This is a genomic window from Bradyrhizobium sp. USDA 4504 (assembly GCF_054063995.1).
In genome coordinates this window covers 7,300,985-7,324,816 of the sequence record NZ_JBSSGV010000001.1, presented here as the reverse complement: position 1 = coordinate 7,324,816, position 23,832 = coordinate 7,300,985, and the positions used below count along the sequence as shown (strand labels likewise).

The window sequence follows — 23,832 nt, the reverse complement described above, 5'->3', positions numbered from 1 at the left end:
AAGTGTCAAAGAGGATGGTTGTGAAGAGATGGAGCGCGCCGCGGTCGCCGCGGTATAGTTGCTCGAGGGAAGAAGCAGAGGGAAGGCACGGAATGGCGCGGCAAGCGACAGGAGCGGCCCAACGGGTGGCTGTAGCGGCCGAGGCGCTGCGCGACGAGAAGTTCAACGCGCGGCGCGTCGAGCTCGCGGAGGCCGCGCTGGAGACGCTTGGCGAGCTCGGCTTCGCGCGCACCAGCCTGCGCGAGATCGCGCAAAACTCCGCATTCACGCACGGCGTGTTTCACTACTACTTCAGCGACAAGCTCGATTTGATCTGCTGCTGCGTCCGCCACTACAAGGCGAAATGCGTGACGCGCTATGACGAGGTGGTGACGACAGCACGCAGCCGCGACGAATTGACCGAAGGTTTTCTCGCCAAGCTCGCGGCCACGCTCGAAAACGAAGCGCGCATGCATCGGCTCTGGTACGATCTGCGCTCGCAGGCGATGTTCGAGCCGGCGTTCCGCAAGGACGTGCTCGAGATCGACAAGAGCCTGGAAGCGATGATCTGGCGCATCGCCACGCGCTACGCCGAGCTCGGCAACAAGCGGCCGGCATCGTCACCGGCGGCGCTGTACGCGCTGTTCGACGGCCTGTTCCAGAGCGCGCTGCTCCGGCATCTCGCCAATGACGAGAAGGCAATCCCCGATCTGCTCGACGAGGTTCGCCGTCTGCTGCCGACGATCTGCTGAGAGGTTTGCGAACGCTCCGTAGCCCGGATGGAGCGCAGCGTAATCCGGGACTGAACTATCCGCAGTTAGAGTAGCTCCGGATTGCGCTTCGCTCCATCCGGGCTACGGACTACTCCAATGAAGCCTTGAGCGCCAACAGCGCGGCCTTCAGCGGTGGTAGATCATCCTTGACCGCTTTCCAGATGATCGTGGCGTCAACGCGCTGGTAATCATGCCGCAAGATGTTGCCTATGCCTGCGATGTCTTTCCAGCGGACATTCTCGTGCTGAGCCTTTAACTCGCTGCCGAGGTGGCGGCTCGCTTCCGAAATGACTTCGATTCCGCGTTCAATTGCGGAGCGCAGCAGCCACGAGCGCTCGTAGTCGCGGATGGATTTTCCTGCCAACGCCTTTTCGATGCCACGGATGCTTTCGAGCATGTCGTGGATACGAAGCAAGGGGGAGCGCACGATCATTCAGAAAACCCGCGTTGCCTCCGCCTCGATCCGCTCTCGAATCAGTGGATGAAGTCCTTTGCGTGTGGTGAGATCGACTTCGACGCCGAGACTCTCTTCGAGCAGTCGCTTGGTCGCGACCAGGTCGAGAGCATTGAACCGGCTGCGAGGATCGTAGTCCACGAAAAGATCAATATCACTCCCTGCACGAGCCTCGTCGCGCGCAGTCGAACCAAATAGATACAGCGAAGTCGCCCCGAGTGCCTTGATGGCATCGGCCTGGTCACGGAGCTTCCTGAGGGCTTCGGTTCGCGTCATGAACGAACTATACCACGGGCCGCCAAGCGCCCGCAAAATCGTACGGCAGGCGGACTTACGCCGCGCTCGCCGGCGGCAGTGCGAGCACCGAGTAGATCGCCTGGGCGTCGCGTGAGGCGCGCAGCTTCTTGGCGACGTCCTGGTCGCGCAGCAGGCGGGCGATCCGCGCCAGCGCCTTGAGATGGTCGGCGCCGGCGCCTTCCGGTGCGAGCAGCAGGAAGATCAGGTCGACCGGCTGGCCGTCCATCGCCTCGAAATCGATCGGGCGCTCAAGGCGGGCGAAGAAGCCGAACAGCTTCTCCAGCTTGGGCAGCTTGCCGTGCGGAATGGCGACGCCATAGCCGACCGCCGTGGTGCCGAGCTTCTCGCGCTGCAGCAGCACCTCGAAGATGGCGCGCTCATTCTGCCCGGTCAGCGCGGAGGCACGCGCGGCGAGTTCCTGCAGCGCCTGCTTCTTGCTGATGACTTTCAAAGCCGGGAGAATCGCCTCGGGTGCGACCAAATCGGTAATCGGCATTGGGACGTTCCGAGGTGAATGACCGTCAGGTTGCGAAATAGGCTTTACAGCGGCGGCGTCAAGAAGATGAGGTGGGATGCGGGCTTAGCCCGGGTCCGGTTGGCAGGGCTTCTACTCCAACGTATCGGCGGTGCCAACACCTGCGAACCCTGTTCCGCCCCCCTTGTTCCTGGAGGCGGCGGACCATAAGCAGGGCCGGCTTCGGACGTCAATGCCATCTGCCAACTATCCTCAAGGGCTCACCGCCGGCGGATCGACCCAGCCGACATTACCGTCCGTACGGCGGTAAATGATGTTCAACCGGCCGCTGCCGCCATGCTGGAACACCAGGCAGGAGGCGCCGGTCAGATCGAGCTCCATCACGGCTTCGCTGACCGACAGCCGCTTCAGCGCGGTGGTTGCCTCGGCAATGATCACCGGGCTGTATTCGGTGACCTCGTCCTCGTTCTCGGGCGCCTCGATGACGTAGCTCGGCGCGTCGAGCCCGACGCCGTTCAATTCGGCGAGCGCGGCCGTCGCGGCATAGGTCTTGCGGGCGGAGCGATCCTTGAGCCGGCTCTTGTAGCGGCGCAGGCGCTTCTCGATCATCAAGAGCGCGGCGTCCGCGCTGGCATAGGCGTCGGTGGCGTTGGATTCGGCTTCCAGCGTGATGCCGGAATCCAGATGCAGCGCGCAATCGGTTCGGAAGCCGAAGCCATCCTTGCTCAGCGTGATGTGACCCGAATAGTTGCCATCAAAATACTTTCGCAGGACCTCGTCGGTGCGCTCGCTGACGCGCGCGCGAAGCGCCTCGCCGATGCTGATGCTCTTTCCCGAGATTCGAAGGGTCATTTGATGCCTCAATTGCTGGATGCCTCGATCACTCTTGCAGGAGCATGATGCTTGCTGGGCTTCCGGTTACCTCCCCTTCTGGACGACGCTCGACCTGGAAAGATTGAGACTATCCCGATTTGGCGCGAACGCAACGAGCGCATGGCCCGGTCCGTACCCGAACGGGGTCACGCTCAAGAAGTAACCTAAACGGAGGCTGTATCGCGCGACCGGTCGGACGAGGAGGAAGGAGCCGAAAGGGCATTACCGAGCATGCTCTGTTTGTCACGGCGGCGCTGCACCGAGGATGGTATCCGCATCGCCTCGCGATACTTCGCGACGGTACGGCGGGCGATATCAATGCCCGAGGCGCGCAAACGTTCCACGATCGTGTCGTCGGACAGGATCGCCGACGGGGCCTCGCCGTCGATCAATTGCTTGATGTGATGACGCACCGCTTCGGCCGAATGCGCCTCGCCGCCGTCGGCCGACGCGATCGAGGCGGTGAAAAAATACTTCAATTCAAAACTGCCGCGATTGGTCGCCATGTATTTGTTGGCGGTGACGCGCGACACCGTTGATTCATGCATCTGGATCGCGTCCGCGACCGCCTTCAGATTGAGCGGCCGCAAATGCGCGACGCCATAAGTGAAGAAACCATCCTGCTGGCGGACGATTTCGGTCGCGACCTTCAGGATGGTGCGGGCGCGCTGATCGAGCGCGCGGACCAGCCAGGTCGCGTTCTGCAAGCAATCGGTGAAATACGACTTGTCACCGTCCTTGCGGATCGTCTTCGACAGTTCAGCGTAATAGGTCTGGTTGACCAGCACGCGCGGCAGAGTGTCGCTGTTGAGCTCGACATGCCAGCCGCCGTCGGGACCCGGACGCACATAGACGTCGGGCACCATGGTTTGCGTTCGCGCGGTGCCGAACTTCAGTCCGGGCTTCGGGTCGAGCCGGCGGATCTCGGCGATCATGTCGGTGATGTCTTCGTCGTCGACGCCGCAGAGCTTTCGCAAGGCCGCGATGTCGCGCTTGGCGAGCAGGTCGAGATGCTCGACCAGTGCCTGCATCGCGGGATCGTAGCGATCGAGCTCGCGCAGCTGGATCGCGAGGCATTCGCTCAGGTTTCGCGCGCATACGCCGGGCGGATCGAACTTCTGCAGCACGGCGACGACCTCGTCGACCGCTTGCTGCGACGCACCGAGCCGCTCGGCGGCCTGGCCGAGATCGGCCGGCAGGTAGCCGGCGTCGTCGACCAGGTCGATCAGATACTGCCCGATCATGCGCTGCGCCGGCGCCGAGAACGCGACCGCGAGTTGTTCGGCGAGGTGGTCGGCAAGCGTCAGCTCGGCGGCCACGAAAGCTTCGAGATTGTACTCGTCGTCGCTGGAGGCGCCGCCGCCCCATTCGGTGTAGACCGATGGCGGTGCATCCTGCGCGGCGCGCGCCGCCGCCTCCGCCGGCTCCTCGGAAAACACGTTGTCGAGGCGGGTATCGAGCGTCTGCTCGATTTCGGCGCGGCTGCCGAGGTCGCGGTTCAGCCATTCCTCCTGGCCGGGATCGAAGCCGGCCTCGCCGCCTGGGCCTGCGGCCATGTCGGAGGCGTCGCCATCGTCCCCATAGCTGCTGGAACCGTCGGAATCGCCGTAGTCCGGCCGCTCCATGGCGGGCTCGCCCGCCACCGGCGGCTCCGGTCCGTCGGCCGCCCGCTCCAGCAGCGGATTGCGCTCCAGCTCTTCCTCGACAAAGGCCGACAGATCAAGGTTCGACAGTTGCAGCAGCTTGATCGCCTGCATCAGCTGCGGCGTCATCACCAGCGACTGCGACTGGCGGAACTCTAGTCTTTGGGTCAGCGCCATGGAGGCAAGAACGATCCTAAAAGTTGGCTCGATTCTTGCTTATATTAGTCCGAAGCCCTTGTACACGGCTTGACGGATTGGAAAATAGCGATAACCGCGATCAGCAAAAGTGGACGCTCCGGTTTTGCGTCCGATCGCGCGTCAAATTCTTTAATTAGCGCATGATCTTATCGCCAAACCGCTTCACATTTGGCGGATCATGCGCTACAGGCGGAATTCCTCGCCAAGGTAAAGCCGACGTACATCGGGATCATTAACGATCTCCTCCGGGCTTCCCTCAGTCAAGATTTCACCGGCATAGACGATATAGGCGCGGTCGGTCAGCCCGAGCGTCTCGCGGACATTGTGGTCGGTGATGAGCACGCCGATGCCGCGGTTGGTGAGATGGCGGACGAGGTCCTGGATGTCGCCGACCGCGATCGGGTCGATGCCAGCGAACGGCTCGTCGAGCAGCATGTAATTGGGGCGCGTCGCCAGCGCGCGCGCAATCTCGACGCGGCGGCGCTCGCCGCCGGACAACGCAATCGACGGGCTCTTGCGCAGCCGCGTGATGTTGAACTCGTCGAGCAGCGAATCCAGCTCGTGCTCACGCTTCTTCTTCGAGGGCTCGACGACCTCGAGCACCGCGCGGATGTTCTGCTCGACCGACAGGCCGCGGAAGATCGAGGCTTCCTGCGGCAGATAGCCGATGCCAAGGCGCGCGCGCTGATACATCGGCAGCTTGGTGACGTCGTGGCCATCGAGCTCGATCGCGCCGCGATCGGCCTTGATCAGCCCGGTGATCATGTAGAACACGGTGGTCTTGCCGGCGCCGTTGGGCCCGAGCAGGCCGACCGCCTCGCCACGGCGCACATAGATGCTGACGCCGCGCACGACCTGGCGGCTGCCGAAGCTCTTTTCCACGCTATGCACAGCCAGATAACCCGGCCGCTTGATCAGCTGCGGCGCGGCGGGAGCGCTGTTCCTGGCCGGCCTCGCACGCGCCGGCGCTGCTGCCGGTTGGGATCGCGGCAGCTCGACGCCGGGAGCCGACGCGGCGCGCGCCATCGGCGGCGCGTCACGCACTGGAGACGTCAGCATCTCGCCGAACTGGTCATCGAGCGCCGTGATGTCGTCATGCGAGCGCGCAAATCCGGTACTGCGTTTCGCAGAGCGCCGCCGGAACATGCCGAGAAAATCCACCATCCCCGCTTCGCTTCAGCCTTTCACGGTGATCCCGCGACCTCGCCTGCGCATCGATCGATTCGCGTGCGAAGCCGCAAGCATGAGCCGGAAATCTGAATACCGGCCTTCCCGCGCGACAAAAGCGGACGCGTTTGCGCGGAGATCATGCTCGAACAACACGGCAAAGCGCGATCACCCGCGCCTTGAATGAATGGATGCCCCTGTCCCGGCCGACATATTCCCCTCGAGGCGCATTGTTCGGCCGGGCCGCTGCAGTAGATACAGTCTCGCCCCGCCGGCTTCAACCACGCGGCCGCAGAATATTATCTAACTGATTGATTCTGCTTGACCTTACGTGAAGCTTACTTGGACTTGCCGCCCGGAAGCAGCTGCATCGGCGACGGGGCCGGGGCTGAGCCGGGGGCGGCCGGCGTGCCGCACTTGCCGCTCTGTCCGCCCGGCGACTGGATGAACAGGCCCTGCACCTTGCCATTGTCGGCTTCGACGCGCGAGACGCCGGTGGTCATGTCGACCAAAAGGCGGTCGCCGCGCAGCACATTCTGGCACTGGGTCAGCACCACCTGGCTGCCGCCGCCGCCAAGCATCGTGATCAGATTGGTCTTGGTGTCGAAGATCGCGGTCTCGCCGGTGACGACCTGATCCTTCTGGGTCACGACGACATTGCCCTTCGCCTCCAGCCGCTTGATCGAGGAGGCGCCGCCGGGGCCCGGGGTTGCCGTCTGCATCGGCGCGGCGCCCTTGGCGTTTGCCCCCTTGGTGCCGGCCGGGGCGGGCGCCGGCGCCTGGGTCGATTTATCCTCGTAGAACACGACCAGCGTCTTCGACGTCATGGTGGTGTCGCCCTGCACGACCTTCACATTGCCGGCGAAGGTCGCCTCCTTTTTCTTGTCGCGCATTTCGAGCGAAGCAGCCTCGATCTGGATCGGCTGGTCGCGGTTCTGCGAGAAGCCCTGCATGGCGTTGGGCACGCCGCTCATCGAGCCCTGCGCGAACGCGGCACTCGCGGAGAAAAGCGCGAGCAGGAACGCCGCAATTGCCATGCCGTGCGGAAAACGTCTCATCATCAAAATCATTTCGTGTTGGCGGATTTGCGCGGCTTCGGCGGCGGCGGCGGTGGAGCGGGCTCGGCAGGCGGGGCAGCATTGTTGTCACCAAGCTTGTCGAGATTCATCACGACATTGCCTTCGAACCGCACCAGCTCGCCGCTGTTGTAGATCCGGAGCCTGTCGGCGGTCAGCGTGCCGTCGAGCAGCTTGACGTCGACATGCTCGTCCGACGACACGTTGCCCTTGTTGATGTCGACGAAGGCCTGCGTCAGCCTCGCCTCATAGCCGGTGGACGACTGCAGGAAGATGTCCTGGCGCAAGTCGAGCAGCTGCTTCTTGTTGTCGAAGAAGCCGGTGCGCGCATCCATCGTCACCGTCGACCGATCCTGCTGCGCCACCTTGGCGCGGATCGTCTTCAGCTCGACATGGTCGGGATCGGTGACATCCTGGATCGCCGCCTTGGCCCACATTTCGTAGGGCCGTCCGTCGTTGGAGAAGCCGGAGATATGCGGCGCTTCCATCGTGATCTTGGTGCCGGACACGACGAGGTTATCCATCTCGAGCGGCAGCTTGGGGATCAGGTCGTGGAACGGATTGAAGAGTGCGATGTAGATGATCACGGCCATCGCCAGCCCGACCATCGCGGGAACCGCGACGCGCAGAATCCGCACCATGCGACTGTGCCGCGCGGCGGCGGCAAAGCGCGCCTCGAGGCCCGTGACATAGGCTGGATTCTGAACCGAATTCACCTGAGCTCCAGAGGCGCGAAACTGCCCCTATTCTAGCCGGAGCCGCCCGAATATGCAGCCCGGACCTCACCTCGCGCCCCTGCACCGGACCACGCGTGAACAGTTTGGCCGAAACGGGGCGGAACTGCCCCGGCCGCGACGAATTCGGCGCTCATCATGAATGGGCGAAAATGTCCTCGGCCTCCCAGCCGTCGAGATCGAGCCTGGCACGGGCGGGAAGGAAATCGAAGCAGGCCTGGGCGAGATCGGTCCGTCCCTCGCGCGCGAGCATGACATTCAACTTGTCGCGCAGCGCATGCAGGTGCAGCACGTCGGAGGCCGCGTAGGCGAGCTGGGCCTCGCTGAGGCTTTGCGCGCCCCAGTCGCTCGACTGCTGCTGCTTCGACAATTCGACGTTCAGCACCTCGCGCACCAGATCCTTCAGGCCGTGGCGATCGGTGTAGGTGCGCGACAGCCGCGAGGCGATCTTGGTGCAATAGACCGGCGTCGGCATCACGCCGAACGTGTTGTAGAGCACCGCGACGTCGAACCGTGCGAAATGGAAGATCTTGGTGATCTTGGGATTGGCGAGCAGCGCCTTCAGGTTCGGCGAATCGGTGTGGCCCTTCGGAATCTGGATCACGTCGGCGGTGCCGTCGCCGTTCGACATCTGCACCACGCAGAGCCGGTCACGGTGCGGATGCAGCCCCATGGTCTCGGTGTCGATCGCCACCGAATCGGTGTAGCGGGACAGATCGGGCAGGTCGCCGCGATGCAGGCGGATGGTCATGCTGTCAAAAACCTCGTCGAATCGCTGTCGGAATAAACTACCGTCCAATCCGCCGACAGGCGAGCATGCGCCAGTCTTCGGATCGCGCATTGGTATCGGGGCCCGTCAGGGCCGGACACGAGCAGCGGGAATCCTTAATTGTTCCGGCACAGATAGTTCAGGGTGTACCGCCATTGTGCAGCGGAGACAATGGGTTGCTGTCCCCGCCGCGCGCCCCCCACGAGGGCGCGCCATCATTGCCAGCTGACGCGGAGGCCGAAGCGGCCAGTGATGTCCTCGCGATGGAGGCTGTCCACCGAGGTCGTGTAGTCGGCGCTCGCATAGGCGCATCGTGCGATTGAGCTGCGCGGAGACGCCGGCACCGATCTCGACGGCGGTGCCGCGGCTTTGCACGCGATCAGGTCCGTCGTCGCGAAGGCGATGCTGCGGTCGTTCGCGGCCGTGTGCCAGAGATTGGCCTCGAGATACGGACGCAGTTCGGTCGTGCCGGCGACGAAGGTTGAGGGAATGCGCACGCCGAGCCGCCCGGTCAACGTATCGGCACTGCCGAGCGCGACGCTCGAAAACATGTCGTTGAAGCTGTCGAACGACTGGCGCTGCCATATCAGCTGCACCTGCGGCTCGATCGCGAGAAAACTGTTCAGCGGGATCGGCGCGCCGGCTTCCAGCGATGCAGCGACGCCGGTGCCCGACACCCGTGCGCCGACCTGACGATCCGACTGCGGGCTTGCGCCGAAGAAGCTGCCCATCAGCACGGCGTCGACATACCAGCCCGACGGGCCGACATGGGTCCAGTAGCCGCCGATATTCTGGCTGTCGATCGAGAGCGTGCCGGTGCGGACGTCGTTCAGGCCGAGCGCGAAGCCGCTGATGTTGCCGCTGGCCCAGCCATACGCATAGAAGAAGCCGGCGCGATCATGATGCTCGGGCGCGGACTGGAAGCGCAGGATGTCGACGCCGACCTGCACGCCGGCCATGGTGCCGTCGAAGGCGGGGCTGACCGTGCCGGCCCAGCTCTGCGAGCTGTGCGAGCCATAGGCACGCGCCCACGCCGCCGGCTGTTCGCCGCCGCTGGTCAGCAAGGCCTGATCGCCCTGGCGCTGATGGAAGGTGCCGAGCGTCGCCAGCCCGAGCTTTTGCGCCACCTGCGGCAGCGCCGAATAGACCGACACCTCCTCACGGTAGAGCTGGACCGGCGCGGCGCCCGCCGGCGGCGGCGTCAGCGACGACAGATCCTCCGCAGGCAGCCCCGGAGGCGGCGGCACCACGTTGGGCGATAAAGGCGGCGCCGGCGCGGGCGAGGCCGTGCCGGGCAACAATGTCGAGCGCAGATACCAGTTGTCGGCGCTGCCGGCGGAGACGCCGCCGCGGAACAAGAGATATTCGTGCGCGCCCGCTACGACGGCGTTGGAGAGGCCGAACGCGCCCGCAGCCGTGGTGCCGCCGTTGACGGCCTGCACCACCATGATGCCGTCGGCGGTGGTCAGCGCGCCCGCGCCGCCGGCATTGGTGACGGTCACCGCGGTCGAGCCCGACGCATTGCCGCCGGAGATGACGAGCCGATCCGACGGCGACCCATCGCCGCCGAGCACGGTGCGCAGATAGAGCCCGCCGCCATTGCCGACATAGTTGCCGGCAATGGTCAGGCTGTTCGCCGCGGTAGCGCCGCCATTGGTCAGGTTGATGACGCCGGCTTGGTGACGGTGATCGGCGGGCCGCCCGGAAACGGCGCGATCGACGGATTGGCGCCGTTGCCCGCCAGCAGGCTGGTGCCGGCCGCGATCGACACATTGCCGGTCAGCGACGTCTGCAGCGTCAGCGAGCCGCTGTTGACGAAGGTGTTGGCGAAGGTGCCGGTGCCGGCCCAGGTCCAGTCATTGCCCTCCATCGTCAACGTCTGGAATCGCGCGAACGCATTGTTGGCCGTGCCGCTGCCTTGCAGCCGCACCTGGTTGTTGCCGCCGCCATCGGCAAGCCCGACGATCTGCGATCCGGTTTGCAGGATCAAATTCACCGCACCGCCGCTGCCCGCGAGCGCCGTACCGCTGTTGCCGGCGATCAGGCCGGCATTGACGATGGTGGTGGCGCCGTTGAGCGTGCGGATCGCGGGTCCCGCCTGGCTGATGATCTTGCCGCCGGCGAGGTTCTAGATGCGGGCGGTGAACGACGATCCGGCGGTGTTGGAGAACACGCCGTCGGCATTGACGCCGCGCGCCTCGATCATGCCGCTGTTGCGCAACACGCCCGCATTGCCTTGCATGAACACGGTGTTGTTGGCGCTGCCGCCCGCGTCCCCACCGGTCGTGAGCAGCGTGCCGGTATTGGTGATGGTCGCAAACTGGCCGGCGGAGAAGATCGCACGGGCGCCTGCGCCGGCCGTGGTGATGGTGCCGCTATTGGTGAAGGTGTTGCTGTCGCCGGTCTGCACATAAAGGCCGTGCGATTGCGGGCCCTGGGAGGTGATCGTCCCGGTATTAATCAGCGTGTTGTTGTGTGCTGCGTGAGACCGGTGATGGCAAGGCCGCGCGAGGTGCCGCTCTGCGTCGTGATCGTGCCGTTGTTGATCAGCGTGTTGCCGTTGCTGCTGGCGGCGATCACATTGCTGCCGGCGCCCGAGGTCGTGATCACGCCCGACGCGCCGTTGGTGAAGACGTTGCCGTCGCCGCTGCCGAAGATGCCGGTGCCACCGCCGCTGATGGTCAGCGTGCCGTTATTGGTGGCGGCACTGCCGGAGACAAGCCCGATCGCGGTCGCTCCGGCGCCGGGCGTGATGCCGGCGCCCTGCAGCACGTTCACGGTGACGTTCGAGCTGCCGGCAGCGGCCTGCACGCCGGCCGGCGAGGGATTCGGCGCTGCGGTCGAGCAGGTTACCGTCTGCCCGCTCGCCGGCGCGAGACTGTCGCAGGCGGCAAACGCCGGCGACGTGGACAACAGGCAACCGCCACTTAGAGCCGTGCACGACAGGATCGCCGCGAGCCGCGAGGAAACCATGCCCTTACTCCAACGTCGGCGCGAAGCCGAGCCCCCGGCCTCCCGCCACCCCCGCCCCGCTCTCAGCTCCGCCGATCGCTCCATTCAAACTTGAAACGATTTGCAGCGACCTGTTGCGCGGTCGCCACAGACGGAACCATGAGATGCATCCGCATGATTCACATCCTTGACGTGCGCACGCTTTCAAGGTTGTGAAGTACAGCATTCACCCGTTGCAGTTATCGACCGACACAACCGGAAACAAAATCGCCATGGCGTCTCGGGTGCGCCGCTGTCCCCATTTTCTCGCCAAGTTCGACGTGGGCACGCGGCCAAGTCGGGGCCAAGTCATTGCCGCGACGCGTTCAATTTCGAGGGAACTGTTGCCCGCGCGCCCCATGAAATCGGGCCGCGCCGACCCTATTTGTTGCCAGCCCGAACCCGCCGTCCCAAATGAAATGAGCCTTATGTCCGACCAAACCATCGCCGCGCCGATCGACGACCAGCAGGAGCGCGGCTTCTCGCGCTACCAATCGTTCCTGATCGCGCTGCTCGCCTTCACGCAATTCACGCTGATCCTCGACTTCATCATCATGTCGCCGCTCGGCGCCATCCTGATGCCGTCGCTGAACATCACGGCCGGGCAATTCGGCGTCGCGGTCTCGGCCTACGCGTTCGCGGCCGGGATTTCCGGCGTCCTCGCCGCCGGCTTTGCCGATCGCTTCGACCGCAAGCGGCTGCTGCTGTTCTTCTATGTCGGCTTCATGCTCGGCACCGTGCTCTGCGCGCTGGCGCAGAATTTCCACGTGCTGCTGCTCGGCCGCATCGTCACCGGCGTGTTCGGCGGGGTGATCGGCTCCGTCGTGCTTGCCATCGTCACCGACCTGTTCCCGCTGCAACAGCGCGGCCGCGCCATGGGCATCCTGCAGACGGCGTTCGCCGCGAGCCAGGTGCTCGGCGTCCCGGCCGGCCTGTTCCTGGCCAATCACTGGAACTGGCACATCTGCTTCGTGGCCATCGTCGGCCTGTCGATTGCCGCGATCGCGGCGATTGCGATCGCGATGCACCCGGTCGATGCCCATCTCAAATTGCAGCACGACAGCAATCCGTTCCGCCATCTGATCGCGACCGTCGGCCAGCCGCGCTACACGCTGGCCTTCCTGGTGACCACGCTGCTCGCGACCGGCGGCTTCATGCTGATGCCGTTCGGCAGCGCCTTCACGGTGCATAATCTCGGCATCGACATCGTCCACCTGCCGACGATCTATCTCGTCTCGGGCCTGTTCAGCATCATCATCGGGCCGCTGGTCGGCCGCGCCAGCGATGCGTTCGGCAAATATCCGACCTTCGTGTTCGGCTGCGTGGTGTCCGTCATCATGGTGCTGATCTACACCAACCTCGGCCACGTCTCGCTGCTGACCGCGATCCTGGTCAATGTGCTGATGTTCATCGGCATCTTCTCGCGCATGATCCCGTCCCAGGCCCTGATGTCGGCGATTCCCGACGCCAGCCAGCGCGGATCGTTCAGCGCGATCTCGGCCTCGGTGCAGCAGCTGTCGGGCGGGCTGGGCTCGGTCTTTGCGGCGGCGATCATCGCGGAAAATCCCGACGGTTCGCTGCTGCATTTCGACCGGCTGGGCTACATCGTCGTCGCAACGACCATCATTTCGATGATCGCGATGTATTTCGTGCAGCAGCCGATCGCGCGACGCGCGGGCCGACGGATCGTGTGACGGCAGGGGCCGCTCGTTCCGGCTACGCAGGCTTCGGCAGCTACATTTGAAGCGAGGAAACGAGAGGAATTGCGCAGAATGCTTTGTCAAGCAAGGCCTTGCGAAGGCGCTGCGCAACACCGCGGAGCTTCGGGTGGTGTTCCACCAGCCGCTTGGTGCGGTCCACCGCGGACATCACTCCGGCGGCCTGTCGGCCGAGCCTGGTGAGCGGAATGAAACTGTCGAACAATGGCTCGTCGTCCTTGCAGAACAGCCGCTTGTACTCATGCGAGCCGAGGCCGAAGTCGAAGGCGCGATAGTGCCGGCCGGCAAAATGATGGATGATTTCCTGCATCAGGAGCAGGCCGGGACTGAATTTCGCGTTGTCTGACAAAGTGTAGGTGTTGAACATCGTCGAGAAGCGGTGGCCATCGGCAGCCAAGGCGAAGATCGCGATCACTTCCTCGTCGCATTCGAGCGCATGGATTTCGATGACACGGCCGCCGTGGGACAGCCTTGTCGTGCAGGCGGCGCGGATGAATTTCTCCACGGCGCGTTCGGCGAACACGTTGGACACCTTCCGCTCGGCCAACCGCTCCGACTTCACGCGGAAAAACCAGTCGAGCAGGCGGGCGATATCGGCATCAGTGGAGGCAACGTGATAGCGGTAGCCGGTCAGCTCCGGCAGTTTGCGCTGCTTGAGCTTCATGCGGCGGGAGGGATTGCCGGTCAGGTTCGCGGCCGTTGCGCCCGGCTCGATTGTGCGCATCGGGCAGTTCAAGACCAGGGGCTCATGAGGCAGCAGCGCCAGCGGGTTTTGCACGCCGCGCCACTGCGCCGGCTGCTGGCGCAACGCCAGCACGTCGACTTTGTCACGCTTGGCGAGCATCGCCATGAATGCGTGGAGATCGGCCTTCGTGGCACCCAAGGCCAACCCACGCTCCCACAGGCCCATATTGAAGTTGCGTGCTCGCCGCCCATGAAGCTCGCGCGGCGCACGCCGAGAGCCGTTTGCAGGGCGAGCGGCAGCAAGCCCCGTGGTTGGCCATCGCCGTCACGCGCGATGACGATGAAAGGCGACAGGCCCGCGCGCTCACCGACCTCACGCTGCCACGGGGCGAGGAAGTCGAACCGCTGAAAGGGCGTGATGGAATGACTCGAGTTCTCAAGACTCCGCCAGATCATCTCGGCGGCGTCGAGATCTTGGACGACGTCGACGGCGGCGATGCGCGCTGATTGAGCTCGCGCCGTCCGGCTTTCGATCGCGATCATCGCCAAGCTCTGTCGTGGTGCATAGTCGGAGCGCGGCTGGGGCCGTCCAGTCGGCGCCCGATCTGAGCGTAATTCGATGTCGGGACAAAATTGGCAAAATGCCGCAGGACGAGAGAACTGGGATTACCTCCATCGTTTATTCGTTGGTCATGAAGCTGTCGCTTCGCGCGACGCGCGGGCCGACGGATCGTGTGACGGCAGGGGCTGCGGCGGCGATCGCCGGCGTTCTCAAATTCCCAGCATCGGCCGACGTGTTCAGCCAATCGCAAACATGTCGGCACGCTCAATGATCAGATCGCGGAATAGTCTCGCGCGGTGCGACATCCAATGCGGGTCAGGATAGACGAGATGCATCGGTAGCGATGGTACCGCATAATCCGGCAGCAGATGAACAAGCCGGCCTGCGGCGATGTGTTCGACGGCGCACCAGCTTGGCAGGACCGCGACGCCGAGCCCCTCAACCGTCGCGAGCGTCATCACGTCGGCGTCGTCGCAGGTCATGGACGGCGCGATCTCGACCACATGGCGGCCGGTCTCGGCTTCGAACGTCCACTGATTCCGCGGCGACAAGCGTGAATACGTTACGCTCGGCATGCGGCGCAGATGGTCGGGGAGGAGCGGGGCTTGATGCCGTGCGAGCAGTGAAGGGGCCGCCACCAGGAGGCGCTTGATGGTGCCGACGCGCCGCGCCACCAGCGAGCTGGAGTTCAGCATTCCGATCCGAATTGCCAGCTCCGTCCCGGTCTCCACCAGGTCTACGAACTGCTCGGTGAAGCTCGCATCGAGCCGCACGTCGGGATAGCGGCGAAGATACTCTGCGAAAATGCCGCGGAAAAAGTAGCGACCGAACGAGGTCGGCACAGTGATCCGCAAGGTCCCCGACGGACTGCGAACCCGGCTCTGCGCCGGCGTGCTGGCACTTTCCAACAGCGCGACGATATCCTTGGCGAGCTTGAGCACGCGATCGGCCTACGGCGTCGGACGAACCTTGCGCGTGGTGCGGACGAACAGCCGGCAGCCGAACTCCGCCTCCAACAACGCCACGCGCTTGCTGATGGCCGGCTGTCCGAGGCCCAGATCGCTCGCGGCCTGGCTGAAGCTGCCGGCCTCCATCACGCGAATGAAGGTTTGCAGCGCATCGATTCGATCCATGCATTCCTCCCAGGAATTTGTAATATTCTTATCATTCCCTACATGGACACAGTCGATCCGGTCTAGCCTCTCGGTAACCAGGGAGGATCAACAATGAACAAATCGATCGGGATCGTCGGCGCCGGAATCGGGGGCCTGCATCTGGCTCTTTATCTCCAACAGCATGGGATCCAGGCGACGGTGCTGACCGACCGCACTCCGGAGCAGTACGCCTCGGCGCGGCTGATGAACACGGTCGCCCATCACAGCGTCACCATCGCGCGTGAGAACGAACTAGGCGTGAACCATTGGGATGACGCCGCCACGATCTACCACCACCACGACCATTTCTTTAATTTCCCAGGCAACGGGCTGCTGTTTCGCGGCGCGTTCAAGAAGCCGAGCCGGGCAGTGGATTACCGCATGTACCTGCCCGCGCTGATGAGGGATTTCGAGCATCGCGGCGGCAGCATCGAATATGCCAGCATCCAGGACGACGACATCCCGGCTCTGGTTTCACGCTTTGACCTTCTCGTCGTGTCGACCGGCAAAGGTGCGCTCGGGCGAATGTTCGCCCATCGGCCGGAGTTGTCCCCCTACAGCCAGCCACAGCGCCTGCTCTGCGTGGGCCTCTATGACGGCGTCGATCACGGCAGCCCGGACGGTGACGACCCGCGCGGTGTCACGCTCTCGGTGTCGCCCGGACATGGCGAGATGATCGTCATTCCGACGCTGTCATTCAGCGGCATGAAGACGGCGCTCCTGATGGAGAACATTCCCGGCGGCGACATGGCCGATCTGGTCTCGCTGAGCTACGACGCGGACCCTGCAGCCTTCCGCCAGACAATTCTCGACAAGCTGGAAAAGCATCATCCGCACACCTACAACCGGATCGACACCCATCGCTTCGGGCTTGCCCAGCCGCTCGACCTGCTGCAAGGCGCGGTGGTGCCGACCGTGCGGCAATCGTCGGTCGCCTTCGATGGTGAGAAATTCGCCGTCGCGCTGGGCGACGTACATTCAGTGGTCGACCCGCTGATGGGCCAAGGCGCCAACATCGCCTCCTACGCCGCCTTCGAACTCGGCAAGGCGATCGTGGAAACGGTGGCCTTCGACGCACGCTTCGTTGAGGAGGTGGATCGCGCCCGCGAAAATCGCGTGTTCGCGGCTGCGCGCTGGACGAATCTGATGCTGCGGCCGCCGTCCGAGGCGATGGGTCGGCTGATCCTCACCATGGCGCAGGACCGAGAACTCTGCGACGAGTTCACCGATAATTTCAACTACCCGGAGCGTCAGTGGGATCGTGTCGCGACCGACAAGCGCATCCACGCTTGGATCGACAGGCGCGCGCCGCTCGCTGCCTGACGCAACAATGATCGCGAGCCGGCCGTACGGTCCACTTGCACCAGGCCGCGACTGCGTGCCGACAAACCATCTCTCGAACCACACGCCGAAAGGCGCGACCTCTTGCGGTTTCGCCATGGAGCGCGATCGATGAACCCGCATCCCGATCCGGCGAGCTTCCGGGCGGCCGCTGCGCGATTCCCCACAGGCGTGACAGTCGTGGCGAGCATCGACCGCGACGGCACTCCGGTCGGCATGACGGCCAACAGCTTCACGACCGTCTCCACCAAACCGCCGACCGTGCTGGTCTCGGTGATGCGAGGGCGGACCTGGCAGGCGATCATGGATTCGAAGCGTTACGCCGTGAATGTCCTTCACGCGGAAGATCTCGCACTCTGCGCGCACTTCTCCGGCAGGCCGCAGGCCGAAAGCTCGCCATCGCTGGTCAACCGGGAAGAGTTTCCCGTCCTGTCGCAAGCGATCGCCCAGTTCGCTTGCGACGTGGTCCGGTCAATTGACGTCGCCGACCACACGCTGTTCATTGGCGAGGTCCGCTGGTGCCGGCAGCGAGACGGTTCCCCGCTCGCCTTTTATTCCAGCCGATTCTGCAACGGGCTCGGCATGACGATCGAGCCCGCGGAGGCAGTCGCCTATCCCGCCGACGGATGGGCGATCTAAGGCGAAGCGCGAAGCCTTCGCGCGACGACCCCTGGAGAACCCGAAATTTGCGGCGCACTGGAGCGGTGGCGCCACGGGGGAACGATCGCAAGCGCCAGCTGAGCAGGGTGCCTGCCAAGCTCGTCAAGCCCGTCCTGAGATGGTGGAATGAAGATCGGGGACAGAGTCGAAGTCGTGGCGATTCCAGATTCGCTACCGGAATACACGGGAACGCGGACATTCTTCACGAGGTGTCTCGGCCGCCATTTTCCGACCGTCGATCTCAAGGGAGAACTGGTCGAACTCGAAGTCGGCGAGGTGGTCGAGGAGTCCAGCTACATGCACTCGATTTGGATCGAACGAGAATACGTCCGTCGCGTCTAACGACGAGAAATGAGGGCCAACGGTAGAATCGCTGTCTCGCCTCTACCCTCGCTGGGTGATGGCTTGCCCGCACCCACCCCCCGGATACTGAGCGATTTCAATCGCTTAAAAGGGGGTGGTGCCCAGGAAAGGACTCGAACCTTCACGGCCGTTAAGCCACTGGCACCTGAAGCCAGCGCGTCTACCAATTCCGCCACCTGGGCATGTGGAGCGGCTTAGTAAGGATCGGTTGCGCGCTTGTCAAATTCGCGATTGGAAATTCAAATACCCTGTACAGGATAAGGCCGATGGCGTATCGCCAGACGGTTAACCTACGTCAATCGCTCTCGAATCCCACAGGAATCACCCCATGGCATCGAACCTGGACACGCTGGTCACGGTCTTCGGCGGATCGGGTTTTCTGGGGCGGAACGTGGTCCGGGCGCTCTGCAAGCGCGATTACCGCGTCCGAGTCGCGGTGCGGCGGCCCGAGCTAGCCGGCCATCTGCAGCCGCTCGGCCGGGTCGGGCAGATCCATGCCGTCCAGGCCAATGTGCGCTACCCGGCCTCGGTCGAGGCGGCGATGCGTGATTCGCATATCGCCATCAACCTGGTCGGCATCCTGGCCGAGGGCGGTGGGCAGAGCTTCGATGCCGTGCAGGTGAAGGGCGCCGAGACCATCGCCAAGGCGGCGGCCGCGGCCGACGGGCGGATGGTCCATGTCTCGGCGATCGGGGCCGACGCGGATTCGCCCTCGAGCTATTTCCGCGCCAAGGCGGGCGGCGAGGCAGCGGTGCTGGCGGCGTTGCCGTCGGCCACCATCATGCGGCCGTCGCTGCTGTTCGGGCCCGAGGATCAGTTCACCAACCGCTTTGCGGCGCTGGCACGGATGTCACCGGTGCTGCCGCTGGTCGGCGGCGGGGTCAACACGGTGCAGCCGGCCTATGTCGGCGACGTCGCGGACGCCGTGGTCCATGCCGTGGACGGCGAGGCGAAGCAGGGCGCAGCTTACGAGCTCGGCGGGCCGGAAGTGCTGACCATGCGCGAGGTGATGCAGATCATCCTCAAGATCACCCAGCGCGATCGCATGCTGGCGCCGCTACCGTTCGGCCTCGCCAAGTTCCAGTCGTACTTCCTGCAGTTCGCGCCGGGGCCGTTCACGCTGACGCCGGACCAGGTCGAGATGCTGCGTTCGGACAATGTGGTGTCCGACGCCGCCAAGGCCGCCGGCCTGACCTTCGCAGGCCTCGGCATCTCGCCGGATTCGATGGAAGCGATCGCCCCGCAATATCTCTGGCGCTTCCGCGCGACGGGTCAGTTCCAGAAGAAGAGCGCGTAGGCAGCTCTCTCCACCTGTCGTCCCGGCCAAGCCAACGGGTCGCGCGAACGCGCGCCCGATGACAGGCTCCGCGCGAGCCGGCACGGCACCACTACGTTTTTCCCACGCTACCAAGCCCTTCCCCGTCATCCCCGCGCAAAGGCTTTGCCTTTGTCGCTGGAGGTGCGAGCCTCGAAGGATGAACGGCCGGGATCGGGGCCGTCGCCCTTCGAGACGGCCGCTTTGCGGCCTCCTCAGGGTGGCGGTGATGGGATGGTGTCCGTCGCGCCTTACCGTCCCATCGCCAGCGCGATCAGGCCGAGCGTGCCGACGATCACGCGCCACCAGGCGAAGAAGGTGAAGCCGCGGCGGGTGACGAAATTGAGGAAGGCCCGCACCACGATCATCGCCGTGATGAACGACACCACGAAGCCGACCGCGATGACGCTGAGATTGTCGGAGGTGAAGTCGGCCCGGTTCTTGTAGAAATCATAGGCGAACGCGCCGACCATGGTCGGGATCGCGAGGAAGAACGAGAACTCCGCCGCCGAGCGCTTGTCGGCGCCGAGCAGCATCGCGGCCACGATGCTGGCGCCCGAGCGCGACACGCCGGGAATCATCGCCAGGCACTGCGCGACGCCGATCCAGAAATACATCAGCAGCGGGAAGCGGGTCGCATCGTCCTCGTACACCTTGAGATCGAGCTGATCGACCCACAGCAGCACGGCGCCGCCGACGATCAGCGTGAAGCAGACCACCCACGGATTGAACAGGAACTCCTTGATGTATTTGCCGGCGATCAGGCCGATCACGACCGCGGGCAGGAACGCCACCAGCACGCCGATCACGAAGCGGCGGTCGTCGGGATTGGTGAACATTCCGAGCGCCACGCGCCACAATTTGACGAAGTAGAGCGCAAGGATCGCGAGGATCGCTCCGAGCTGGATCAGGATCGCAAAGCTCTTCCAGAAATTGCCTTCGCCCAGATTGAAGAAGCGCTCCGCAAGCAGCAGGTGGCCTGTCGAGGAGACTGGCAGGAACTCCGTGACGCCCTCGATGATGCCGAGAATCACCGCCCGCAGCATATCCGTCATCATGTTGTGGCCTGCCCTGTGTGGAAAACGGGATTCTTCTCGCTTATTCGTACATTGGCCGCAATCGCAAAAAATCGTCAAACAATGGGTTACCCGGCCGATTTGCTGAGCTATAGCGTTTTTGTGACCCGCACCATCTGCGGGGATGGCTACCGGTTTGCGTGCTGACGCGACATAGAGACGACCGGAACTAGTCTGGCCAAAGCACAGGTCCAGACCGCACAGGTTGATGATTTCTTAAGCGCCGCGAAACTACCAAGGGCTTCATGTACACGCTGTATCACCATCCGTTCTGTCCGCATTCGCGCTTCATTCGGCTCGTGCTCGGCGAGTATGGGCTCGATTTGCGCCTTGTGGAGGAACGGGTGTGGGAACGGCGCGAGGCGTTCCTGGCGCTCAATCCGGCAGCCACCACGCCGGTGCTGATCGCCGAGAGCTTTCCGCCGATTCCGGGTGCGCCTGTGATCGCCGAATATGTCGACGAGACGCACGGCCTCGATGCCGGCGATCGGCGGCTGTTGCCGACGTCGACGGCCGAGCGCGTCGAGGTGCGCCGGCTGATGGCGTGGTTCAACGAGAAATTCTTCGAGGAAGCCTCCAACCCGCTGGTGACCGAGCGGATCTACAAGCGGTTCATGAGCGAGGATAATGGCGGCGGCCCGCCGGCGCCCGACATCATGCGCGCCGCCAAGGTCAATGTGCGCTACCATCTGAGCTATATCGGCTGGCTGGCGAAGACGCGGAACTATCTCGCCGGCGACCGCCTGACCTACGCGGATCTCGCCGCCGCGGCGCATCTCTCGGCGATCGACTATCTAGGCGACGTGCCATGGAGCGAGGACGACGCGGCAAAGTCGTGGTACGCGCGGGTGAAGTCCCGCCCGTCGTTCCGCCCGCTGCTCAGCGAATGGCTGGCGGGGGTGCCGGCGTCGCGCACCTATGTGGATCTCGACTTCTGAACCCGGCGGTCAGGCTCTCCCCTTCCGATCTCAAGGCAGCGCTTCAGCGCGAGGCGCATGCGCTCGGCTTCGACGCCGTCGGCTTCACCGCGCCTGATGCGACCAGCGAGCCCGGAAAATATTTCCTCGAATTCCTCGGCTCCGGCGGCCATGGCGACATGGACTGGCTCGCGGCCAATCCGGAGCGGCGCACCGATCCGCGCGTGCTGTGGGGCGGCGTGCGCTCGATCATCATGCTCGGCGTCAATTACGGGCCCGACGACGACCCGCTCGACATCCTTGCACGCCGGTCGCATGGCGCGATCTCGGTCTATGCGCAGGGCGACGACTATCACGACGTGATCAAGAAGCGGCTGAAGGTCCTGGCGCGCTGGCTCGCCACGATCACCGGCGATGAGGTGAAGGTGTTCGTCGACACCGCCGCTGTCATGGAGAAGCCGCTTGCCCAGGCAGCCGGCATCGGCTGGCAGGGCAAGCACACCAACCTCGTGTCGCGCGAATTCGGCTCGTGGCTGTTTCTCGGCGCGATCTATTCGGCTACCGAGCTGCCGCGCGATGTTGCCGAGGCCGATCATTGCGGCAGCTGCCGCGCCTGCCAGGACATCTGTCCGACCGCGGCGTTCCCCGCGCCCTACAAGCTCGATGCGCGGCGCTGCATCTCGTATCTGACGATCGAGAACAAGGGTCCGATCCCGCACGAATTCCGCAAGAGCATCGGCAACCGCATCTATGGCTGCGACGATTGTCTCGCGGTGTGTCCGTGGAACAAGTTCGCGCAAGCGGGGCGCGAGCAGAAGCTCGCCGCGCGCGATGCGCTGCGGGCGCCCGCGCTTGCCGATCTCGCACGGCTCGATGATGCCGCCTTCCGCGCGCTGTTCACAAAGTCGCCGGTCAAGCGCATCGGCCGCGACCGCTTCATCCGCAATGTGCTGATCGCGATCGGCAACTCCGGTGACGCAAGCCTTGTCGGCGAAGCGCGGCGTTTGCTCGACGACGCGAGCCCGCTGGTGCGCGGCGCCGCGGTGTGGGCGCTGTCGCAACTGACCGCCCGCGAAGCATTCGCGGCGCTGGCGTCGCGGGCTGGCGGCGAGCGCGACGTCACCGTGCAGCAGGAGTGGCGCGCGGCCACCGCCTCTTGATTTCATCGCGCCATTCCCGTCATGGTCGCACGCCATGACAAACCAGCCCTTCTTCACCAGGCACGGCGACGGCTTCATGCCGACGGCCGTTGCGAACGGACCGTGGAGTCCGGAATCCCTGCACGGCCGCGTCGTGATCGGCCTCCTCGCCTTCGTCATCGAGGAGCGCCACGGCTCCGACGAATTCGTCCCGGCGCGGCTGACGGTCGACATGTTCCGGCTGCCCAGCATCACGACGCCGATCGAGGTGACGACCAAGCTCGTGCGCGACGGCATGCGCATCAAGATGATCGAGGCCGAGTTTGTCTCTGGCGGCACCAGCATGGCGCGCGCCTCCTGCCAATTGTTGCGCCGGACGGAAAATGCCCCCGGCAATGTGTGGTCGCCGCCGAACTGGAACGTGCCGGCGCCATCAGACATTCCGAAGCCGACCGATCCGAGGCTCGGCATGAACGGCAAATGGGAGACGCGGCCGATCGTCGGCCATATGGGCTCGCTCGGCGAGCGCCGGCTCTGGATGAGCGAGGTGCGCGAGCTCGTCGCGGGCGTGAAGATGACGCCGTTCGTCCATGTCGCGACCGGCGCGGATTTCGCCAGCCCCTTCGCCAATGCCGGCGACCAGGGGCTCGGCTACATCAACAGCGACGTCACGATCTATCTGCATCGCTTGCCGGTGACCAACTGGATCGGCTTCGAGGTGGTCAACCATCACGCCACGGACGGCATCGCGATCGGCGAATGCTGGCTCTATGACGAGAAGGGTCCGATCGGCACCTCCACGGTGGCCGCGCTCGCCCAGCGCAAGCCGATGACCAATCCGCCGCCGCCATGATTGTCATTCCCCGGTGCGCAATTGCGCACCTGAGGGCGATGCGCAGCATCGAACCCGGAATCCATCGGGCCGTAAAGACCAACGGAGAAATGGATTCCGGGTTCGCGCTTCGCGTGCCCCGGAATGACGACGGGGGGATTGAGGCTTAGACTAAGCCAGATGCCGCTGCATCTCCGGCCGCGCTTTCAGCTCCGCGCCCTGCTTGCCGACGATCTTGGCGATCCGCTTCGGCGCGAAGTTCAAATCGACGAAGGCCGGCGCGGTGTTGGCGACCTCGTGGTACTCCGTGATCTTGCCGTCGCGCAGCCGCATGATCGCGACGCCCTCGAACATCGCACGCGCGCCCTTGGCTTCCGGCAAGGTCGAGCGGTAGCTGAACGTGTAGCGCGCGTAGAGCGTCGTGCCATCGCTCACGGGATCATGCATCACCCAGCGGAAATCGGTCGCGGTCCGGTAGAACCAGTCGTCGATCATCTCGCCGATTTTGCCGTGGCCCTTGAAGGCACCGTAGAACACATCGTGATAGACGCCGTCCTCGGTGAAAAGGCTAGCGAAGGCCTTGCCGTTGCGCTGTTCGACCGCGTCGCAGAACGCGCGCAGCATTGTTGTCGTGTCCATTGG

At 64.3% G+C, this 23,832-nt stretch carries 24 protein-coding genes, 1 tRNA gene and 2 pseudogenes; 9 read left to right on the top strand and 18 right to left on the bottom strand.

The genetic code is table 11. The features are described 5' to 3' along the window. The first annotated feature begins 125 nt into the window (after nucleotides 1-125). A complete protein-coding gene (locus ACVMB1_RS34355) occupies nucleotides 126-731 on the top strand; it encodes a TetR/AcrR family transcriptional regulator (protein WP_026192040.1) in 606 nt (201 codons plus the stop codon). Between the two features lie 109 nt (nucleotides 732-840). On the opposite strand, the gene ACVMB1_RS34350 is transcribed toward ACVMB1_RS34355, so the two are convergent. The 13 genes from ACVMB1_RS34350 to ACVMB1_RS34290 all read right to left on the bottom strand — a co-directional run bounded on the left by ACVMB1_RS34350 (nucleotide 841) and on the right by ACVMB1_RS34290 (nucleotide 11,411). Then, nucleotides 841-1,185 (bottom strand): HepT-like ribonuclease domain-containing protein, encoded by a 345-nt coding sequence (locus ACVMB1_RS34350; protein WP_076833778.1) that lies wholly within the window; start codon nucleotides 1,183-1,185, stop codon nucleotides 841-843. Next, nucleotides 1,186-1,482, bottom strand: coding sequence for a nucleotidyltransferase family protein (locus ACVMB1_RS34345; RefSeq protein ID WP_057020394.1), 297 nt, complete (start codon nucleotides 1,480-1,482; stop codon nucleotides 1,186-1,188). A gap of 55 nt (nucleotides 1,483-1,537) precedes the next feature. Then, nucleotides 1,538-1,999: a PTS IIA-like nitrogen regulatory protein PtsN gene (gene ptsN, locus ACVMB1_RS34340; protein ID WP_016843543.1), complete on the bottom strand. Its 462-nt coding sequence runs from the start codon at nucleotides 1,997-1,999 to the stop codon at nucleotides 1,538-1,540. Between the two features lie 231 nt (nucleotides 2,000-2,230). Continuing rightward, nucleotides 2,231-2,830 carry a ribosome hibernation-promoting factor, HPF/YfiA family gene (gene hpf / locus ACVMB1_RS34335; protein WP_028337939.1) on the bottom strand — a complete coding sequence of 200 codons (600 nt, stop codon included), beginning with the start codon at nucleotides 2,828-2,830 and terminating at the stop codon, nucleotides 2,231-2,233. Nucleotides 2,831-3,015: 185 nt separating this feature from the next. Beyond that, entirely contained in the window at nucleotides 3,016-4,671 is a 1,656-nt protein-coding gene (rpoN, locus tag ACVMB1_RS34330; RefSeq protein ID WP_456849685.1) for an RNA polymerase factor sigma-54, read from the bottom strand. 204 nt (nucleotides 4,672-4,875) lie between these two features. Continuing rightward, nucleotides 4,876-5,856 (bottom strand): LPS export ABC transporter ATP-binding protein, encoded by a 981-nt coding sequence (gene lptB, locus ACVMB1_RS34325; protein WP_028341724.1) that lies wholly within the window; start codon nucleotides 5,854-5,856, stop codon nucleotides 4,876-4,878. Nucleotides 5,857-6,197: 341 nt separating this feature from the next. Next, nucleotides 6,198-6,920, bottom strand: a complete 723-nt coding sequence (locus tag ACVMB1_RS34320; RefSeq protein WP_229193451.1) for an LptA/OstA family protein — start codon at nucleotides 6,918-6,920, stop codon at nucleotides 6,198-6,200. A 5-nt stretch (nucleotides 6,921-6,925) separates the two neighbouring features. Then, on the bottom strand, nucleotides 6,926-7,651 hold the full coding sequence (lptC, locus tag ACVMB1_RS34315) for an LPS export ABC transporter periplasmic protein LptC (protein WP_076833775.1): 726 nt from the start codon (nucleotides 7,649-7,651) through the stop codon (nucleotides 6,926-6,928). A gap of 154 nt (nucleotides 7,652-7,805) precedes the next feature. Further along, on the bottom strand, nucleotides 7,806-8,420 hold the full coding sequence (locus ACVMB1_RS34310; RefSeq protein WP_076833773.1) for a ribonuclease D: 615 nt from the start codon (nucleotides 8,418-8,420) through the stop codon (nucleotides 7,806-7,808). Between the two features lie 233 nt (nucleotides 8,421-8,653). Then, nucleotides 8,654-10,099, bottom strand: a complete 1,446-nt coding sequence (locus ACVMB1_RS34305; RefSeq protein WP_283805984.1) for an autotransporter family protein — start codon at nucleotides 10,097-10,099, stop codon at nucleotides 8,654-8,656. Continuing rightward, a complete protein-coding gene (locus ACVMB1_RS34300) occupies nucleotides 10,096-10,434 on the bottom strand; it encodes a hypothetical protein (protein WP_076833770.1) in 339 nt (112 codons plus the stop codon). The genes ACVMB1_RS34305 and ACVMB1_RS34300 overlap by 4 nt, the downstream gene beginning before the upstream one ends. Nucleotides 10,435-10,566: 132 nt before the next feature. Then, nucleotides 10,567-10,848: a hypothetical protein gene (locus ACVMB1_RS34295; protein WP_076833769.1), complete on the bottom strand. Its 282-nt coding sequence runs from the start codon at nucleotides 10,846-10,848 to the stop codon at nucleotides 10,567-10,569. 50 nt (nucleotides 10,849-10,898) lie between these two features. Continuing rightward, entirely contained in the window at nucleotides 10,899-11,411 is a 513-nt protein-coding gene (locus tag ACVMB1_RS34290; RefSeq protein ID WP_141340869.1) for a hypothetical protein, read from the bottom strand. A gap of 446 nt (nucleotides 11,412-11,857) precedes the next feature. Between ACVMB1_RS34290 and ACVMB1_RS34285 the strand changes: the two genes are divergently transcribed. Further along, entirely contained in the window at nucleotides 11,858-13,123 is a 1,266-nt protein-coding gene (locus tag ACVMB1_RS34285; protein WP_076833765.1) for an MFS transporter, read from the top strand. 40 nt (nucleotides 13,124-13,163) lie between these two features. Here ACVMB1_RS34285 and ACVMB1_RS34280 read toward each other — a convergent pair. Together ACVMB1_RS34280 and ACVMB1_RS34275 are read right to left on the bottom strand one after the other, a co-directional pair. After that, nucleotides 13,164-14,374 (bottom strand): annotated as a pseudogene (locus ACVMB1_RS34280) (GNAT family N-acetyltransferase). A gap of 255 nt (nucleotides 14,375-14,629) precedes the next feature. Next, nucleotides 14,630-15,526, bottom strand: a pseudogene (locus ACVMB1_RS34275) (LysR family transcriptional regulator). A 93-nt stretch (nucleotides 15,527-15,619) separates the two neighbouring features. Here ACVMB1_RS34275 and styA point away from each other — a divergent pair. The 3 genes from styA (at nucleotide 15,620) to ACVMB1_RS34260 (ending at nucleotide 17,890) form a co-directional block, all read left to right on the top strand. Continuing rightward, entirely contained in the window at nucleotides 15,620-16,870 is a 1,251-nt protein-coding gene (gene styA / locus ACVMB1_RS34270) for a styrene monooxygenase subunit StyA (protein ID WP_057020386.1), read from the top strand. 129 nt (nucleotides 16,871-16,999) lie between these two features. Then, nucleotides 17,000-17,527, top strand: a complete 528-nt coding sequence (locus ACVMB1_RS34265; protein ID WP_076833763.1) for a flavin reductase family protein — start codon at nucleotides 17,000-17,002, stop codon at nucleotides 17,525-17,527. Nucleotides 17,528-17,701: 174 nt separating this feature from the next. After that, nucleotides 17,702-17,890 (top strand): hypothetical protein, encoded by a 189-nt coding sequence (locus ACVMB1_RS34260; protein ID WP_141340868.1) that lies wholly within the window; start codon nucleotides 17,702-17,704, stop codon nucleotides 17,888-17,890. 116 nt (nucleotides 17,891-18,006) lie between these two features. Here the strand turns inward: ACVMB1_RS34260 and ACVMB1_RS34255 are convergent. Further along, nucleotides 18,007-18,093: transfer RNA gene (locus ACVMB1_RS34255), tRNA-Leu, on the bottom strand. Nucleotides 18,094-18,239: 146 nt separating this feature from the next. Between ACVMB1_RS34255 and ACVMB1_RS34250 the strand changes: the two genes are divergently transcribed. Further along, entirely contained in the window at nucleotides 18,240-19,208 is a 969-nt protein-coding gene (locus ACVMB1_RS34250) for a complex I NDUFA9 subunit family protein (protein WP_076833759.1), read from the top strand. A 269-nt stretch (nucleotides 19,209-19,477) separates the two neighbouring features. Here the strand turns inward: ACVMB1_RS34250 and ACVMB1_RS34245 are convergent, their stop codons facing one another. After that, nucleotides 19,478-20,284, bottom strand: a complete 807-nt coding sequence (locus ACVMB1_RS34245) for an undecaprenyl-diphosphate phosphatase (RefSeq protein ID WP_028341730.1) — start codon at nucleotides 20,282-20,284, stop codon at nucleotides 19,478-19,480. Between the two features lie 263 nt (nucleotides 20,285-20,547). Between ACVMB1_RS34245 and ACVMB1_RS34240 the strand changes: the two genes are divergently transcribed. From ACVMB1_RS34240 to ACVMB1_RS34230, 3 genes are read left to right on the top strand one after another with little or no spacing between them, the layout of a single operon-like run. Further along, the gene (locus ACVMB1_RS34240; RefSeq protein ID WP_057020382.1) at nucleotides 20,548-21,240 is read left to right on the top strand and encodes a glutathione S-transferase family protein; all 693 of its coding nucleotides are present in this window, start codon (nucleotides 20,548-20,550) and stop codon (nucleotides 21,238-21,240) included. Further along, nucleotides 21,189-22,379 (top strand): tRNA epoxyqueuosine(34) reductase QueG, encoded by a 1,191-nt coding sequence (gene queG / locus ACVMB1_RS34235; protein ID WP_076833758.1) that lies wholly within the window; start codon nucleotides 21,189-21,191, stop codon nucleotides 22,377-22,379. Before ACVMB1_RS34240 ends, queG begins: the two co-directional genes overlap by 52 nt. A 34-nt stretch (nucleotides 22,380-22,413) precedes the next feature. Beyond that, nucleotides 22,414-23,211: an acyl-CoA thioesterase domain-containing protein gene (locus tag ACVMB1_RS34230; protein WP_057020380.1), complete on the top strand. Its 798-nt coding sequence runs from the start codon at nucleotides 22,414-22,416 to the stop codon at nucleotides 23,209-23,211. Nucleotides 23,212-23,361: 150 nt separating this feature from the next. On the opposite strand, the gene ACVMB1_RS34225 is transcribed toward ACVMB1_RS34230, so the two are convergent. After that, nucleotides 23,362-23,829, bottom strand: coding sequence for a nuclear transport factor 2 family protein (locus ACVMB1_RS34225; protein WP_076833756.1), 468 nt, complete (start codon nucleotides 23,827-23,829; stop codon nucleotides 23,362-23,364). Nucleotides 23,830-23,832 lie beyond the last annotated feature (3 nt).